Genomic DNA, 16,617 nt, shown 5'->3' with positions numbered 1-16,617 from the left:
TAGCTAGGATGAAAGTAGGTGTGTAATATTGAAAAATCAAATCATAGAATACACAGAAAAGTTTGTCCGTAACGAATTAGGTGAAGATGCAACAGGACATGATTGGTTCCATGTTGACCGTGTCCGGAGTAATGCCTTACATATCTGCAAAGAAGAAATGTCAGGCGACTCGTTTGTCATTGAAATGGCGGCGCTTCTCCATGACATACCAGATGAAAAATTAAATGAAAGTGCCGAAAAGGGTAAGGAAAAATTTGATTCCTTTTTCAAAACAATCGTTCTTCCTGATGATACGAGAAACCATATAACTCAAATCATTGAAACGATTTCATATAAAGGTGGAAAATATACGGAGCTCGCAACGATTGAGGCAAAAATTGTGCAAGATGCAGACAGACTAGATGCTATTGGCGCGATTGGAATAGCTAGAGTATTCGCATATGGCGGCAAAAAAGGGCAGCCTATTTACGACCCTTCAATCAAAGTCAGGGATGAAATGACCATAGACGAATACCGTAAAGGAAAATCAACAAGTATCCATCATTTCTATGAAAAGCTGTTGAAATTAAAAGATTTATTAAATACAAGTACAGCAATTAAAATGGCGGAGAGCCGCCAGAAGATGATGGTCGTATTTTTAGAACAATTTTACAAAGAATGGGATGGACAAGACTCATGAAAATGCTCACAGTGGAAAGTGTTTCGAAAACATATGGTGAGAAACAGCTTTTTAACGAAATTTCTTTTACCATTAGTGAAAAAGAGCGTGTTGGCTTAATTGGGATCAATGGAACTGGCAAATCGTCTTTATTGAAAATTATCGCTGGGATGGATGCACCTGACGAAGGAAAAATCATCACAGGTAAAGACTATTCAATCGCTTTTTTGGATCAGCAGCCTGAGCTGGATTCTCTGAAAACGGTTCTGGAACAAGTTTTTCATGGCGAAGCCCCAATTTTGAAGCTGATGCGTGAATACGAAAAAACTCTATTGCAGCTGAGTGCAAATCCTAATGCGGAGAAAGTCCAGGAGGAACTTTTTCAATTGCAGAAACAAATGGATGCCTTGAATGCTTGGGATGCGAGCACAAATGCTAAATCAATTTTGATGAAATTAGGCATAGAGGATTTTACCAAAAAAATTGGTGAATTATCAGGGGGACAAAAAAAGCGGGTTGCCTTAGCACAAGTATTAATTGCTGAGCCTGATTTACTGATCTTAGATGAGCCAACCAACCATCTTGATTTTGATTCAGTAAAGTGGCTGGAAGATTACTTAAGCAGGTACAGTGGCTCTATTTTGCTTGTCACACATGACCGCTATTTTTTAGATCGTGTAGCAAACCGCATGTTTGAATTAGACGGCGGCAATCTTTACAGCTACAAAGGAAATTATGCAGCCTTTTTAGAGGCAAAAGCGATTCGAGAGGAAAATGAGGCGGCTACGTATGAAAAAAGAAAAAATCTTTTCCGCACAGAGCTGGAATGGATGCGGCGGGGCGCCAAGGCAAGAACTACAAAACAAAAGGCTAGGATTCAACGCTTTGAAGAGCTTGATGATAAGCTTTCTGTCGGGAAGCCTTCCGGTGAAAAACTGGATATTTCATTAAACGGCAGCAGGCTTGGGAAACAGGTTTTTGAACTTAAGAACGCTTCTAAGCGATATGTTGAAAAAGTGATTTTAAATTGCTTTGATTTAATCGTTAAGCCTGGGGATCGAATTGGAATCATCGGCAGGAATGGTGCGGGCAAATCGACATTATTAAATATTTTAGCAAAGAAAATTCCGCTTGATGAAGGTGAATTCATCTTAGGCCAAACAGTAAAGATCGCTTATTACACCCAAGAAAGCGAAGACATGGATGAAAACAAGAGGATGATTGAATACATTAAGGAAACTGCTGAAATAGTAGAAACATCGGATGGGAAAACAATTTCTGCGGCGCAAATGCTTGAACGTTTTTTATTTCCGAGCTTTACGCACGGGACACCCATTCGTAAGCTGTCTGGCGGAGAGAAGCGTCGTCTCTACCTTTTAAAGCTTTTGATGACCGGTCCAAATGTCCTGTTACTTGACGAGCCGACAAATGATCTTGACACTCAAACATTAACGGTATTAGAGGATTATCTTGAAGAATTCCCTGGTGTTGTTATTACGGTTTCCCATGACAGATATTTCCTCGATAAAGTAACTGAGCAGCTATTAGTTTTACGAGGGGAAGGGGTAATTGGCTCTTTCTATGGGAATTACAGCGAGTATATTGAGAAAGAAATGTCCCTTGAAGCTCAAAAGACAGCTGCGATTTCGTTCCAGCCATCTAAGGCTCCAGATAAAGAAAAGAAGAAAAAGATGACTTATATGGAGAAAAAAGAGTGGAGCGAAATTGACGAAGTAATTGCCAAGACTGAGGCTCTTCTTGAAGAGGTTGCTGATGAAATGGCGAAAGTTGGCAGTGATTTTACAAAGGCACAGGATTTAATGAATCAAGAAGCAGCATTAAATGAAAAGCTTGAGCAATTAATCGAGCGTTGGTCGTATCTTGCAGAGCTTGCTGAAAATGAATAATGAACAAGATCCTTTTTCTTAAAGCATATCCAATGAATGTACCATTACCTATATGATAAACTTGTAAAAGAAAACAAAAGAATAAGGTGATTGTGTTGAAAATTAAGGCTATAGAACCAACGCCAAGTCCTAATACAATGAAAATCAATTTAGATCAAGAGCTTCCAATGGGGAAAAGCCATAATTATAAAAAAGAAACAGCCATTGGTGCACCACCGATAATTCAGACAATCTTACAAATTGAAGGGATTAAAGGTGTGTATCACGTAGCGGATTTTCTCGCGGTGGAACGGAACGCGAAATATGATTGGAAGGAATTATTACCTCAAGTTCGCCAAGCATTTGGAGAAAAAGCTGACAGTGCCACTCGAGCTGATATGGTGGATGAACATTTTGGTGAAATAAAGGTTGAAATCCAAATGTTTAAGGAGATTCCACTCCAAGTGAAGCTGACAGACAGTTCGACTGAGAGAAGGTTTGGCATGCCGGATTACTTTTTAAAGGCAAGAGAGCGGGCGCAGCGTCCTGAGGACAATTATATTCTTTTGCGGAAATGGCAGAATCAAGGTGTCCGTTATGGTGATTTTGATCAAATTGGCCAGGAAGTAGTCGAGGAATTAATCGCCGCTTATCCAAAAGATCGCCTTGAAGAACTAGTCACAAAAGCACAAACCAATGATTCTACTTTCGCCCAAAAACCGAAACGCACTCGTAAGAAAGTTACAATTGATGACCTGCATAATTCAGATTGGCAGGTGCGCTACCAGCTTCTCGAGCAAATGGATGATCCGGAACTAGAGGATTTACCTGTCCTTGAAAAAGGTTTATCAGATGAAAAGCCTTCCATTCGCAGATTGGCGACTGTTTATCTTGGAATGATAACAGAGATGGAAGTACTACCGCTTTTATATCGGGCACTAAAAGATAAAACTGTGACCGTCAGGAGAACCGCAGGCGATTGCTTATCCGATTTAGGCTATCCAGAAGCAGCTGATGAAATGGCAAAAGCATTACAGGATTCAAGTAAATTAGTGCGCTGGCGGGCTGCGATGTTTTTATACGAAGTGGGAGATGAAAAGGCACTTCCAGCTTTAAAAGCAGCTGAAAACGATCCTGAATTTGAAGTATCTATGCAAATCAAAATGGCGATTGAAAGAATTGAAGGCGGCGAGGAAGCTAAGGGTTCTGTTTGGAAGCAAATGACCGAATCTAGAAAGTCAGACAAGTAATTTTGTAAAATTAAAAACGTATAGTATTCTAAATATGTGAAATGGAGTGATTTGAGATGTCAAATGCTTATGAAGAATATATGAAACAAATGGTGTTACCAATGCGCGAGGAGCTAACAAGATCAGGCTTCGTAGAGCTGACAACTGCAGAAGACGTTGAGAATTTTATGGAGCAGACAAACGGGACTGCACTTGTCGTTGTGAATTCCGTATGCGGATGTGCCGCTGGTCTTGCACGTCCTGCTGCCACACAAGCCGTATTAAATAGCGAGAAAAAGCCAAACCATCTAGTAACAGTTTTTGCCGGTCAGGATAAAGATGCAACCGCCAAAATGCGCGAGTATTTCGCAGGTATTGAACCATCGTCACCATCGATGGCGCTGTTAAAGGATAAAAAAGTTGTCCACTTCATTCCCCGCCACGATATTGAAGGGATGTCAATGGAAACGGTTATGCAAAATTTAATGGGAGCATTTGAAGCTCATTGCTAAAAGGATGTCATCAGACGTCCTTTTCTATTTAAAAAAGATAATGGGATGATAGCATGTTTGTTACAACTGCCGGCCGAACAAATCAACAAATGATCAATAAGGCCATTGAAATAGCAGCAAATTTAGAGGTACCATATCTGCCCCGAAAAAAGAAATCAATTAACCAACTGAAAGAAAAAACAAATCGTGACTGTCTTGTTGTCGGAAAAGAACGATTGGAGCTCTTTGAAAAAGGCAGCCCACTGCCATTCTTTTTTCACCCCAACTCAGCGATGTTTCGTATTAAAAGACTGTTAAACGGGGAACACGACCCCTTTGCAGATGCAGCACAGCTGTCCAGCGGAATGACTGTCCTTGATTGCACATTAGGCCTCGCCTCTGATGCGATTGTCGCAAGCTACCTTGTTGGTAAGGAAGGGCATGTGACCGGAATCGAAGGACAAAAATACCTCGCATATGTCGTACAGGAAGGTCTTAAAGAATGGGATTCAGGGCTTCCTAGTATGAATGAGGCAATGAAAAGAATTTCAGTTATTCATACCACCGCCCTTGATTTCTTGAAAAGACAACCGGATGAAGCTGTGGACTGCATTTATTTTGATCCGATGTTTGAAGAAACTGTCCTTGAATCAAACGGAATAAAGGGGTTAGGCCAATTTGCCATTCATGACGATTTAACAGAGGAAACAATAAAAGAAGCGATGAGGGTGGCGAAAATTCGGGTAATCATGAAAGATCATTATAAAAGCAAGCGGTTCGAAAAATATTGTTTTCAAGTCAATCGCCGAAAAACAGCTAAATTTCATTTTGGTTTTATAGAAAAAAACTGATCGCCATGATATTATCCCCTTTAAGTAGACAGTGTAAAAAACCCATGTGTATAGCGTGGGTGTTACACTAATACTTGGAGGGGATATTTCTATGGCTAAAAAAGGACAACAATTTCAAAGGTATACAAATGAATTTAAATTAAATGCTGTAATGAAATATGTAAAAGGATCTAAAAGTTATAAAGTATTGGCGGATGAGTTAGGAATTTTAAACTGTACTCAACTAAAAGTGTGGGTAAAGAAGTGGGAAAAGGGAGAGAAATTTGAAGAACGAAGTGGAGTGTCTAATCCATTAAAAGGTCGACCTTGTACTAATTTTAAGTCAGTAGAAGAAGAAAGAGATTACCTAAAGGCACAGGTGGATTATTTAAAAAAGCAGTATCCAAATCTAGTAAAGGAGGAGAAATCCCCCAACAGAGCAAGTATGAAATCATAGAAGGATTAAGGGATGTCTATCCAATCACATGGTTATTGGAAATCGCTTATATTAAAAGAGCAAGCTACTATAAATGGAGGTCCACTCAATTTAAACGCGATGAAAGAACAAAACAAGACCAAGATATATGTGAACACATGATGGGCATTCATATACTTCATCCCGAAGTTGGCTGCCCTCGTATGACCTATTTGTTAAAGGAAAATGATTATAAGATTAATCATAAAAAGGTGTACCGATTGATGAAAGAAATGAACATCCAGTCTGTCATCCGAAAGAAAAGAAAGCGCCATGGTCATACTCCATCCGTAATCCATCCGAATCGCCTAAAGAGAAAATTTAAGGCAACAGGACCTAATCAAAAAATGGTAACGGATATAACATATGTCTCAGATGGTAAGCAATTCTATTACCTATCGGTAATTCAAGATCTATTTAATAATGAGATTGTGTCATGGGAACTTTCGAAACGAAACGACCTTGAACTTGTTTTGAATACAGTAGAAATATGGACAAAGAAAAAAGACGTAGCTGAAGCTGTTCTCCATTCGGATCAAGGCTTTCAGTATACGTCTAAGGGATACAACAATCGATTAGAAGCATACAGCATTAAGGGCAGCCACTCTCGCAAAGGAAACTGCCTGGATAATGCTTGCATTGAATCCTTCTTTTCGCATCTCAAAACAGAGAAGTTGTATATTGAACAGTGTAAATCAGAAGTGGAGATACGACAAGCGATTGAGGATTATATTTATCATTACAATTACAAACGTATTCAAAAGAAACTAAAACAACGCGCGCCGATTGAATATCGACACGCGTTGGCAGCTTAGCTTTTTTATGTTGTCTACTTGACAGGGGTAAGACCACCATATGCTTTCAGTTTTTTTTATTTCATGGAATATACTATTAAGAAAAAGAAAATTTCGAAAATAGTTAAACTGTTTTTTCCATTTTTTCTAAAAAAGAAGTATAATATTTTGTAAGAAACTTAATTTAAATCGATAGAATAAAGGTGTGATTTAGATATGAACAAGTGGCTTCGAAAATCGTTGTTTATTATGGTTTCAATATTAACATTCGGCCTTGTAACACCAACACAATTAATGAACTCGGTAAATGCTGAGAATCTTCAAGATCGAGATGCCTTTGAAGCTACTGCAGCAGAAAATAGTTTCACCCAAAAGAATAGATTTATAGAAGAATCAGAGTTTAACAGAGATCAGTTTATGGAAGAGCTAATGAATCAGGCAGAAATTCAGTCCTATCAAAAATTTGGCACAAGAATTAAGCCTGTGATTGAAAATGAATTTCGTGAAATTATTCTGCCGAATATTGAAAAAGCACTAGATGAAACAGCTTCCCAGTTTCCAGAGGAAGATGTTAAAAATCTAACGATTACCGAACAGCCTAGCGCTGGGCATTCCGAGAAAATATTTAATATAAAAAATGGTGATACAGGAAAAGATATCTTACGTTTCCATGTCAGAAGGGATAATCCACCAAAAGAAGGATACTGGTTTAATTTTCATTACCATACCTACTATGATAATTTCCAAAGCCATCATGATCTTGGATCGATTTATTGGGATAAAAATACACCACCAAAATGGATGAGTTAGTGTTGTGATTGTGAATTGGCAACGAAAAAATTTATTATAATAAAATGAAACCTTTTTAAGAGAAGCTCGTAAATAGACTATTAACAAAATTGGAGGAATGAAAAAATGGCAGTTAGTTTATCAAAAGGTCAAAAAGTTGATTTAACAAAAACAAATCCAGGGCTGACAAATGTTGTTGTTGGACTTGGCTGGGACACAAATAAATATGATGGCGGACATGATTTTGACTTAGATTCATCCGTTTTTCTATTAGGGGAGAATGGAAAAGTATCGAATGAAACGGACTTTGTTTTTTACAATAATCCCCAAGGAGCGAATGGTGCTGTCGTACATACCGGAGACAATCGCACAGGTGATGGTGATGGTGATGATGAACAAGTAAAAATTAACCTAACATCAGTTCCAGCAAACGTTCAGCGGATTGCTTTTACCATTACCATCCATGATGCTGATAGTAGAAATCAAAACTTTGGCCAAGTTTCAAATGCATACGCAAGGATCTTCAATGAAGCTACAGGTGAAGAACTTATTCGTTATGACCTAGGTGAAGACTTCTCAATTGAAACTGCGATTGTGGTCGGCGAATTGTATCGTCATAATGGGGAATGGAAATTCAGTGCGATTGGCAGTGGTTATCAAGGCGGGTTAGCTGCATTAGCAACGGACTTTGGTTTATCAATTGCTTAATAAATAGAACATATTAAGACCCACTCGAATGGGTCTTTTTATAAGAATACACGCCGATTGGCAAGTCCCAAATGGTGAAGGCAGTGCAAGGGTTGTCGAAAAGCACAGCTTTTCGACTGCGATGCTTATGCTTCGTAGCTTTTCATAGCGCACTTATGCTTGAAGGAAAGTTATACTTTCCTATTGAAAAAATGGAGACAATCTAGGAGGAATACTATTAATGTCGGTTTTACAACATATTTTGGATACTTATGCCCAGTTTTTCAATTGGGAAATGTGGGTTGAAGTATTAACAGACCCGGTAAGCTGGGGGCTGATTGGTTCCTTGGTTATTCTAGAAGGCTTACTTTCTGCTGATAATGCACTTGTATTGGCGGTTATGGTTAAACACTTACCACTTGAAAAACGGAAAAAAGCTCTATTCTATGGATTATTAGGTGCATATGTATTCCGTTTCATTGCAATCGGAGTTGGTGTTTTATTAATTAAACTTTGGTGGGTAAAAATCTTAGGTGCAGCATACCTAGCTTGGTTGTCTATCAAGTACTTCATCGATAAACGTAAAGCAGCTGGAAAAGAGGAAGATGAAGAAGAAGCTAAAGGAATGAACCAAAGTGGATTACTGATTCGGTTATTTGGAACCTTCTGGGGTACAGTTGTAGCCGTCGAATTGATGGATGTTGCGTTCTCTGTTGACAGCGTTCTTGCAGCCTTTGGTGTTAGTGAAGAGATTTGGGTTTTATTAATCGGCGGTATGCTGGGTGTGTTAATGATGCGTGGTGTTGCAGGTGTATTCCTGACCTTAATCGATCGTGTACCTGAGCTGGAAACAACAGCCTATATATTAATCCTAATCATTGCCGCAAAAATGCTTCTTGCTGTAGGTGGAATTGATATGGGACATGTGACATTCTTTATCATTCTATTAGTGACATTTGCAGCTACCTTTATTGTTCACTTTATGAATAAGAAAAAAGAAGGCAGTAAAGAAACCAATTAATAATAGTTTACAAAAAATGGGGAGCTGACGAGAGTCCGTCTCCTCTATTTTTTAGCCGATAGGTAGTCATTTTCTACTACTTTAAAAGAGGAGAACCTGTTTATGGAGTTTTTTACATATTTTTATAAGGATGAAATTGAGCGGTATTTCTTTCAAAAACCACAACCATTTACGAAGTATTCAAACCGTGAGCTTTTGTCATATGGTTTAGGTGCTACACTCTATATGCCTGCTACCCGGCCAAATATCCACCAGGATATTCTTTCTAAAAAACACGAAGGTTTAACCTCCCTTGTCATTGATTTGGAAGATGCTGTTGGCGATAAGGAAGTTAATAAAGCCGAATCACTTCTTATCTTGGAATTGTTAAAGTTATATGAAGAAGTTAAAAAAGGATTTTTAGGTTTTGGCGATTTACCGCTCATGTTTATCCGGATTCGCAGCCTCGAGCAATTGAAACGGGTGACTGAACAATTAGAGGACGCCACTAAGCTTCTGACAGGGGTAGTTCTGCCAAAGTTTAGCGCCGAAGATGGAGAAAAATTCTTAGAACTGGTTCGTCAGGTTCACTCGGTAGAGCATCCATTTTATGCGATGCCAATCTTAGAATCAGCAAGTGTGATCCAGAAAGAAACCAGAATAGAAGAGTTGATGAAAATTAAGCAGCTTCTCGATCTGTATAAGGAACATATTCTGAATGTTCGGATAGGGGCGACGGACTTTTGCGGCATATATGGGATCCGTAGGAGTGCAGACACAACAGTATATGAGATTGCTGTTTTAAGAGATTGTATCTCAGACATTATCAATGTCTTCCAACGGTTTGATAGTCCATATGTAGTATCCGGTCCTGTTTGGGAATATTTTTCAACAAAAGAAAGGATGTTAAAGCCTCAGCTTCGGCAAACTCCATTCCGTGAACGGTATGGAGATGAAGGGTTGAAATGGAGAGCAAAATTAATTGACGAAAATATGGATGGTTTATTCCGCGAGATACTAATGGATATTGCCAATGGTTTAACAGGAAAGACAATTATCCATCCTTCGCATATTAAAATTGTCCAAGCCCTTAATGTAGTTTCCTATGAGGAATACATGGATGCCTGTAATATCGTAAAAGCGGCTACTGGGGATATAGGGGTTATGAAGAGTAAGTTTGCGAATAAAATGAATGAAATTAAGCCCCATTATTATTGGGCTAAGAAAATTCTCTTAAAATCACAGCTTTACGGGGTGTTACATGAAGAATTCACAAACATCGACCTTATTAAAAAAGAAGTATACGTTTAATATCCTTGATTCCATAGAAACGGAGATAGAGGTAACCGTAAATCCATTTGATATACCAATTGAAGAGCTGTTTACGATGGCAGCACGAATTAATAAAAAGCGCTCATTTTTGTTTGTCAGTAAAGTGTTAGGCAAGCATTTGCCAATTGATCCAAATAAAGGGCTGTTAACAGCAGCCCTTTTAGCTGCTAGATATGTAGAAACTATTAAGGGCTTGGACTGTATGGAGAAGGAAAGTCTGTTGTCCACGTTTCATGGGAGTGGATCTTTTACCGCCCATGCCTTTATTCCTATTAACATTAATCCGGTAATAATTGGTTTTGCTGAAACGGCAACTGCTCTCGGGCATGCCTTCTTTGATTGTTTTCAATCTGTCGAGTACTTTCATACTACGAGGGAAGAACTCATGTATGAAAATCCGGAAATAACTTTTGAAGAAGAACATTCCCATGCTACATCACACCGATGTTTTATTCCATTAGATATGATTCAAAATAAACGTGAAATCATTCTGGTTGACGATGAAATGACAACTGGAAAAACGGCGTTAAACATCATCCAATCTATTCATGCTAAATTTCCAAGGAGGGAATATACAGTAGTAAGTATTTTGGATTGGCGGTCCCACGAACATAAACTAAAATTTTCACAGCTAGAGCAATTGCTCGGGATAAAAATACATGTAGTCAGCCTGTTATCTGGTATTGTACAGGTGAGGCAAATAAAAGAAATTGAGAAACAATCTGAAAAAAATGAATCGATCGATCTTGGGGAGCCGAAAGTAGAAATAGTTCAGCTATCATCCTTCTTTACTGCCACAAGCTATTTTTCTGCAAATCTTGAAAACAAGTCAGGATTTATTGGAGGAACAGGACGTTTCGGCTTGCGGAGCATTGAAAATTCTTCTCTACATAAAAGAGTTTCTGCCTCTGCCACGTTCTTAAAGGAAAAACGAACCGGAAAAAAAACACTCTGCCTTGGAACCGGTGAGTTTATGTACTTGCCAATGAAAATCGCTTCTGAAATGGGCAGTGGTGTTTTTTATCAATCAACCACGAGAAGCCCAATCCATATCGAAAACAAAGAGGGATATGGGGCAAGATTTGGCATGAGCTTTCCAAATCCCGAGGATCATGTGGTTTCTCACTTTGTTTATAATATTCCACCAGGTCATTACGATGAAGTATTTATCTTTTTCGAAAGAGAAGTGGAACTTGAGAAGCTGGAACCATTGCTGAAAGAACTAGGGAAAGCTGCAATTAAATCAATAAAGATTGTCTTTTTTTCAAAGGTTAGAGGTGAGTAATATGCAAAAAGCAGCCAACAAACCGGCAAATATCGGAAGCTATCATGAAAACGATGTGCTTTTTTTACTAAAGGATCTAAGCGAGGTAAAACTGGAGGATTCTGCTATTAATCGAGAGTCGAAGATCCAATCGGGTGGACATTATTGTGAATCCTTACCGATTGAGTACCAGCCTCCAAGAGAGTATGTGGAATTGTTCTGGAAAACGCTGCATGAATACAAACATAAAGTGGCTTTGTGTGTAGGAATTGTCGCAGAACAAATCTACCAATTAAAGGGGAAAAACGCCACCCTTGTTTCACTGGCACGAGCAGGTACACCTGTAGGGATATTAATCAAAAGATATATTAAAATGCGTTACAACGTTACTTTACCGCATTATAGCGTTTCTATCATCCGTGATCGCGGAATTGACGAAAATGCGATTCATTATATTTGCAGTAAGCATCCTGATGGTAACATTCAATTTGTTGACGGCTGGACAGGAAAAGGAGCCATCTCAATTGAATTAACAAAGGCCTGTAAGGACTTTGAACAAAAATTCGGGATTCCGCTGGATGACACACTTGCTGTCATTGCAGATCCCGGTTACTGTACCACCTTATTTGGTACAAGAGAGGATTTTTTAATTCCAAGTGCTTGTTTAAACTCTACTGTTTCAGGGCTCGTAAGCCGGACAGTTTTAAATGATACATATATTGGCAAACATGATTTTCATGGTGCTAAATATTACCGAAATTTGTTTGCTGAGGATGTTTCGAATGACTTTATTGATGTAATTACTAATGAGTTTCTGACAATATGGGAATTGGCAGCGGCAACCGCGTCACGAAAAATTCATAATGAAATAGAAACAGGATTTTTAGGGATGGCAGAAGTAAAGAAAATTCTAGAAGAATTTGCGATTGAAAGTACCCATTATATTAAGCCTGGAGTCGGTGAGACTACGAGGGTTCTTCTTCGCAGGGTTCCTTGGAAGATTTTATTGCGTGACCTTTCAAGTCCCTTTGTTAAACATATCCTCATGCTTGCAGAAGAAAAAGGTGTCGAAGTAGTGAATTATCCTGATATGAAGTATTTGTGCTGCGGCTTGATTAAATCGGTAAAGGAGATACAAAAATGATATTTGCATCTGACCTTGACCGTACATTGATGTATTCTAGCAGAGCAATAGAAGAGCTTGGGGAACCAAAAGACTCCATGCTTAAACCCGTTGAAAAAAAGGATGGCCGCTGGGTGGCCTATATGACAGAAGCAGCCTATCTTACCTTAAAAGAGCTTTCTTTTCAAAGTTTATTCGTACCGGTAACAACGAGGACAACCGAACAATTTAATCGATTCGTCATTTTTGATCAGGAGATTAAGATTAAATATGCGATTACATCAAATGGTGCCACTATTCTCTATCGAGGGGTGCCTCTCAAGGAATGGTCGAATCATATTCATAATCGTTTGCACACAGAGTCGGCTTCTCAAGCTGAATTATTAGCATGTTTGCATCAGGAAGGTTTTCATCTTGATGGGGTAAAGAAACAGGCAGAGAATCTGTTTTTCTATTACATTTTAAATTGCCTGCCAGCTCCTTCCGAAAAAGACTCGATTGATGTATTTGCTGCAAAATATGGCTGGAGGATTTCCTTACAGGGAAGAAAGCTTTACTTTATACCGCAAGCGATTAGTAAAGGAAGTGCACTTGAATATATTTGTAACCAAGAAGGTGTGAAAGCGATTGCGGGTGCAGGGGACTCCGTCCTCGATTGGGACTTTCTGCAGAATTGCCAATATCGATTCGTTCCAAACCACGGAGAACTTACAAAAGTGATAGGAAAGGTGTCAGGTACCAAAAACTATATTCTCACAAAAAAACATGGTGTAACCGCGGGAGAAGAGATTCTCCATCAGTTTCTGAAACTAATACCTCTCAAAATCTAACTATTTTCCTTGAATCGGCTAAGTAGAAAATAGTAAAGGCTTGAAAATAAACAATAGCTAGCTAAAAAGAATAGTATAGATAGGGCTAATGATTTTATTACAGGGGAAAGCAGCATCGTAAAGATAAGGCTGAACACAAATAAATCCAGATAAACAAAAAGATCTGAAACCATCAATTCCATAAGAGTATTTAATTCTTCACGAACGTTTTCGATTCTTGGCCGCTTATATAAAAATCTCATTCGAGTCACCTACTTTAATGTCGTATTCAATAGTATGTATGGACATGGGAAAAGGTGAAAAATGACGAAACGGCCAAAAATGTTGAAACATTTTTGCATGACTTTCGTATAAAAAAATGAACCAATTAATTAACTGTGTTATGATGATAAGGAAACCTTACATAATTTACTAAACGTAAAAGAAAGCTTTCGCTTTTAGAGGGAAGGGATTATGAATGTATCCACCATTAAATCAGTTAAACGTCCGTCCTATAGGCTCCCTCTCATATGAAAATTGGCACGGCTTGCTAAAAAAAATGCTGCCGGAACGGCCGAATTATTCTGTAGAAAATGGGGCTATTCAAATTGGGCAAATCCTTGGGAAGTTTCTCGGAATACCAATTGACACGGATGAATATTATAACCAGTTATTTGATTACGTCAATAATAAGGAATGGAATCTACAGCTTCTTAGTGAAGAGTCACTTGATAAAACCATCAATAACGCTCACTTCCAATCTATTCAAAGAGTGATCAATATTAATAATGAACAGAAGTTGTCCATTAACCGGTTCACAGCATTTCTCGATGGAGAGCAGCTTTTGTTGAAGTCAAACATGCCAGTAATCCATCGAAAGCTTAGAGAAGCGATGATTGCCACACTTGAGTTGTTTTCAAAGCTGGAGCCTGCAGGGCTAAAAAATCCTGAACTAAGGCGGATTCTTGTGGATCTTGTTAAGTGGTCCATTAACCATTTACAACCACAATTGGAGAATGCCGACCCGCAAAAAACGATGCCGAAATTTTTGTGGTACGGAGACTTTAAGAAAAGCCATCAATATTTTTTATATTATTTAATAATGCTTGGGTGTGACATTGTCACTTTCCATCCAGAGGGCAATGATCTGTTAGCGGGTCTGATGGATGAACCAATATTCACTCATCAATTCCAAAATAAACAGCCAGCTGAGCCGTTTCCTACAGAAAAGCGCAGCAGGAAAACAACAGTTGCCTATCGGGCATCAAAAGAGATTGAGACTATTTTAAACCAGGAAGGTTCTGGGCTCTACAAACCATGGCAATTAAGGGATTATACGCCTTCCTCGATAACATTGAAAACGACCTACGATGAGCTTTATATTTTAAGTAAAGAAATTGCGATGATTCGTCCGGATTTTGAGGTCGGAAGCGGACAAGTTAAAATCCCAACGATTTTCGCCAAAGTACAGGGCGTAAGTAAAAATCGTAAAGAATACTGGGATCGACTGCAATATCTTAGTCAATTGGAACATAGTTTATTGATACGAAAACTTCCATATACAATTCCAATCAACAGTGATTTTCGCTTTCATTACCGAAACGCAATTGGTAAGGATGGCTTAATTGTTCCTGAAAGAGTAATGCAATCACACTACTGGCCATATTCCTTTTTAGCAGCAGGCCTGCAAAAAGGTATCGCCAATGCTGTAAGGAGAATCTGTGAAAAACCGGGTTTAAAGCCTTTGCCGATTGAAGGTCCTGAAGATGTAAAAATATTTCTGTTTACACAGGCAATGTTTATGCCTAAAAATATCATTCAACTAATGGAGAGGTTTGATTATTCCCAGGATGTTCCGAAATTAATCATTTACAATAATGAAGTAACTGGACCACTTTCAAGATCTGATGCAGCACTGTTGCTGCTTCTTAATCAATTTGGAATTGATATCATCCTTTATAATCCTCCCGGACACAATGATATCGAAAATTATCTTGATGAAAGATTATTTGATAAACACTGGCTTGATGACGTTGTATTTGATCTAGAATTTAAAGAGCCATCACTTTTCAAAAAAGGGCTTTTTCAAGGAATCTTAAAAAATTTAAGGGGAGATTAACCAGTGAATTTAACACCAAATCCATCCAGCGATTTAACTCCTGCAAATGCTGATGATGTCCTTACGGAAACAAAAGTATCAGATATAAAACTTGCACTACGCAAAGAACCGGAAATTCAAAATTTAGCCCGTACGATTGATGAACGCGACCAAATTCAAATACTGGAGTTTGGGAAAGAGCCGGCCGTACAAATCTCACGTTTTTCTGATCAAATCTTAAGCAATATGCGGTCGACGAAAGTGGAAGATTCGGGCGAGCTGCTTAAACATCTTGGCCGTATCATGGATAAATTTGATGCGAAGGACTTTCAAAAGACTTCAGGGGGCATTTTCGGAAAGCTCTTTAAAAAGGGCGAGAAAATGGTTGAAAAGCTATTCGGAAAGTATCAGACAATGGGGTCCGAAATTGATAAAGTATATGTAGAAATTTCAAAATATCAGCATGAAATGGTCGACGCGACCAATATGCTTGAGCAAATGTATGAACAAAACTACCAATACTATTTAACGCTTGAAAAATATATTGTTGCTGGCGAATTAAGGGTGGAGGACCTGAAGAATAATCAGCTGCCACAGCTGGAAAAACGTGTGGCTTCAGGTGATCAGCTTGCATCTATGCAGTTGGACTCGTTAAAGAATGCGATTGAACTGCTGGAGCAGAGAGTTTATGATTTAGAAATGGCTAAAATGGTTTCCTTGCAGACAGCGCCTCAAATTCGTTTATTGCAAAGAGGGAATACAAAGCTTATTGGAAAAATCAATTCTGCCTTTGTTACCACGATCCCTATTTTTAAAAATGGCTTAATTCAAGCAGTTGCAGCAAAAAGACAAAAGCTTGTTGCTGATTCCATGAGCGAGCTTGATCGAAGAACAAATGAAATGCTGTTAAAAAATGCACAGAACATCTCGCAGCAAAGTACTGATATCGCTAGGCTTGCCGGTGGTCCAAGCATTAAAATCGAGACGATTGAAGAATCATGGAATATTATCATCAAAGGAATGCAGGAAACGAGAGCGATTGAAGAAGAAAATAAGCGGCTTCGCATTGAGGGTACAAAACGTTTAGAACAGCTTCAAGACAATTTTAAAAAATTGAAACAATCATAGTTACTTTAAAGTTGAAATACTAAT

17 protein-coding genes are annotated in these 16,617 nt (G+C 38.6%); 16 read left to right on the top strand and 1 reads right to left on the bottom strand.

Annotated elements, in window-relative coordinates:
• Positions 1-28: 28 nt before the first annotated feature.
• From QNH20_RS16910 to QNH20_RS16850, 14 genes are all read left to right on the top strand, one after another.
• Positions 29-679 carry an HD domain-containing protein gene (locus tag QNH20_RS16910; RefSeq protein ID WP_481857985.1) on the top strand — a complete coding sequence of 217 codons (651 nt, stop codon included), beginning with the start codon at positions 29-31 and terminating at the stop codon, positions 677-679.
• The gene (locus QNH20_RS16905) at positions 676-2,565 is read left to right on the top strand and encodes an ABC-F family ATP-binding cassette domain-containing protein (protein WP_283919147.1); all 1,890 of its coding nucleotides are present in this window, start codon (positions 676-678) and stop codon (positions 2,563-2,565) included. Before QNH20_RS16910 ends, QNH20_RS16905 begins: the two co-directional genes overlap by 4 nt.
• A 95-nt stretch (positions 2,566-2,660) precedes the next feature.
• A complete protein-coding gene (locus QNH20_RS16900; protein WP_283919146.1) occupies positions 2,661-3,794 on the top strand; it encodes a conserved virulence factor C family protein in 1,134 nt (377 codons plus the stop codon).
• 56 nt (positions 3,795-3,850) lie between these two features.
• Complete coding sequence (locus QNH20_RS16895) at positions 3,851-4,285, top strand: BrxA/BrxB family bacilliredoxin (protein WP_283919145.1); 435 nt, start codon at positions 3,851-3,853, stop codon at positions 4,283-4,285.
• 53 nt (positions 4,286-4,338) lie between these two features.
• Positions 4,339-5,115, top strand: a complete 777-nt coding sequence (locus QNH20_RS16890; RefSeq protein ID WP_283919144.1) for a class I SAM-dependent methyltransferase — start codon at positions 4,339-4,341, stop codon at positions 5,113-5,115.
• Positions 5,116-5,206: 91 nt separating this feature from the next.
• Positions 5,207-5,551, top strand: coding sequence for a transposase (locus tag QNH20_RS27110; protein WP_481857984.1), 345 nt, complete (start codon positions 5,207-5,209; stop codon positions 5,549-5,551).
• Entirely contained in the window at positions 5,521-6,384 is an 864-nt protein-coding gene (locus QNH20_RS16885; protein ID WP_481858100.1) for an IS3 family transposase, read from the top strand. Before QNH20_RS27110 ends, QNH20_RS16885 begins: the two co-directional genes overlap by 31 nt.
• Before the next feature lie 195 nt (positions 6,385-6,579).
• Complete coding sequence (locus QNH20_RS16880; RefSeq protein WP_283919142.1) at positions 6,580-7,173, top strand: YpjP family protein; 594 nt, start codon at positions 6,580-6,582, stop codon at positions 7,171-7,173.
• Positions 7,174-7,278: 105 nt separating this feature from the next.
• Positions 7,279-7,860 carry a TerD family protein gene (locus tag QNH20_RS16875; protein WP_283919141.1) on the top strand — a complete coding sequence of 194 codons (582 nt, stop codon included), beginning with the start codon at positions 7,279-7,281 and terminating at the stop codon, positions 7,858-7,860.
• A 220-nt stretch (positions 7,861-8,080) separates the two neighbouring features.
• Positions 8,081-8,860, top strand: a complete 780-nt coding sequence (locus QNH20_RS16870; RefSeq protein ID WP_283919140.1) for a TerC family protein — start codon at positions 8,081-8,083, stop codon at positions 8,858-8,860.
• A gap of 102 nt (positions 8,861-8,962) precedes the next feature.
• On the top strand, positions 8,963-10,150 hold the full coding sequence (locus tag QNH20_RS16865; RefSeq protein ID WP_283919139.1) for an HpcH/HpaI aldolase/citrate lyase family protein: 1,188 nt from the start codon (positions 8,963-8,965) through the stop codon (positions 10,148-10,150).
• Positions 10,101-11,456 (top strand): phosphoribosyltransferase family protein, encoded by a 1,356-nt coding sequence (locus tag QNH20_RS16860; protein ID WP_283919138.1) that lies wholly within the window; start codon positions 10,101-10,103, stop codon positions 11,454-11,456. The genes QNH20_RS16865 and QNH20_RS16860 overlap by 50 nt, the downstream gene beginning before the upstream one ends.
• 1 nt (position 11,457) lies before the next feature.
• On the top strand, positions 11,458-12,579 hold the full coding sequence (locus QNH20_RS16855; protein WP_283919137.1) for a cysteine protease StiP family protein: 1,122 nt from the start codon (positions 11,458-11,460) through the stop codon (positions 12,577-12,579).
• Entirely contained in the window at positions 12,576-13,388 is an 813-nt protein-coding gene (locus QNH20_RS16850) for an HAD family hydrolase (RefSeq protein ID WP_283919136.1), read from the top strand. Before QNH20_RS16855 ends, QNH20_RS16850 begins: the two co-directional genes overlap by 4 nt.
• Here QNH20_RS16850 and QNH20_RS16845 read toward each other — a convergent pair.
• Positions 13,385-13,630 (bottom strand): hypothetical protein, encoded by a 246-nt coding sequence (locus QNH20_RS16845; protein ID WP_283919135.1) that lies wholly within the window; start codon positions 13,628-13,630, stop codon positions 13,385-13,387. The genes QNH20_RS16850 and QNH20_RS16845 overlap by 4 nt on opposite strands.
• A gap of 215 nt (positions 13,631-13,845) precedes the next feature.
• On the opposite strand from QNH20_RS16845, the gene QNH20_RS16840 reads away from it, so the two are divergent.
• Together QNH20_RS16840 and QNH20_RS16835 are read left to right on the top strand one after the other, a co-directional pair.
• Positions 13,846-15,486 carry a YceG family protein gene (locus QNH20_RS16840; protein WP_283919134.1) on the top strand — a complete coding sequence of 547 codons (1,641 nt, stop codon included), beginning with the start codon at positions 13,846-13,848 and terminating at the stop codon, positions 15,484-15,486.
• Positions 15,487-15,489: 3 nt separating this feature from the next.
• A complete protein-coding gene (locus QNH20_RS16835; protein WP_283919133.1) occupies positions 15,490-16,593 on the top strand; it encodes a toxic anion resistance protein in 1,104 nt (367 codons plus the stop codon).
• Positions 16,594-16,617: the final 24 nt, after the last annotated feature.

This window comes from Neobacillus sp. WH10 (genome assembly GCF_030123405.1).
Classification (GTDB): Bacteria; Bacillota; Bacilli; order Bacillales; family Cytobacillaceae; genus Neobacillus.
The sequence above is the reverse complement of the archived record's forward strand: the minus strand, read 5'-3'. Positions and strand labels throughout refer to the sequence as shown.

What these genes read in the sequence shown, in the direction of transcription:
- QNH20_RS27110 (WP_481857984.1), top strand. Translation starts at nt 5,207, where the DNA reads ATGGCTAAAAAAGGACAACAATTTCAAAGGTATACAAATGAATTTAAA.
- QNH20_RS16865 (WP_283919139.1), top strand. Translation starts at nt 8,963, where the DNA reads ATGGAGTTTTTTACATATTTTTATAAGGATGAAATTGAGCGGTATTTC.
- QNH20_RS16855 (WP_283919137.1), top strand. Translation starts at nt 11,458, where the DNA reads ATGCAAAAAGCAGCCAACAAACCGGCAAATATCGGAAGCTATCATGAA.
- QNH20_RS16880 (WP_283919142.1), top strand. Translation starts at nt 6,580, where the DNA reads ATGAACAAGTGGCTTCGAAAATCGTTGTTTATTATGGTTTCAATATTA.
- QNH20_RS16840 (WP_283919134.1), top strand. Translation starts at nt 13,846, where the DNA reads ATGTATCCACCATTAAATCAGTTAAACGTCCGTCCTATAGGCTCCCTC.
- QNH20_RS16870 (WP_283919140.1), top strand. Translation starts at nt 8,081, where the DNA reads ATGTCGGTTTTACAACATATTTTGGATACTTATGCCCAGTTTTTCAAT.
- QNH20_RS16845 (WP_283919135.1), bottom strand. Translation starts at nt 13,630, where the DNA reads ATGAGATTTTTATATAAGCGGCCAAGAATCGAAAACGTTCGTGAAGAA.
- QNH20_RS16905 (WP_283919147.1), top strand. Translation starts at nt 676, where the DNA reads ATGAAAATGCTCACAGTGGAAAGTGTTTCGAAAACATATGGTGAGAAA.
- QNH20_RS16875 (WP_283919141.1), top strand. Translation starts at nt 7,279, where the DNA reads ATGGCAGTTAGTTTATCAAAAGGTCAAAAAGTTGATTTAACAAAAACA.
- QNH20_RS16895 (WP_283919145.1), top strand. Translation starts at nt 3,851, where the DNA reads ATGTCAAATGCTTATGAAGAATATATGAAACAAATGGTGTTACCAATG.
- QNH20_RS16860 (WP_283919138.1), top strand. Translation starts at nt 10,101, where the DNA reads ATGAAGAATTCACAAACATCGACCTTATTAAAAAAGAAGTATACGTTT.
- QNH20_RS16850 (WP_283919136.1), top strand. Translation starts at nt 12,576, where the DNA reads ATGATATTTGCATCTGACCTTGACCGTACATTGATGTATTCTAGCAGA.
- QNH20_RS16890 (WP_283919144.1), top strand. Translation starts at nt 4,339, where the DNA reads ATGTTTGTTACAACTGCCGGCCGAACAAATCAACAAATGATCAATAAG.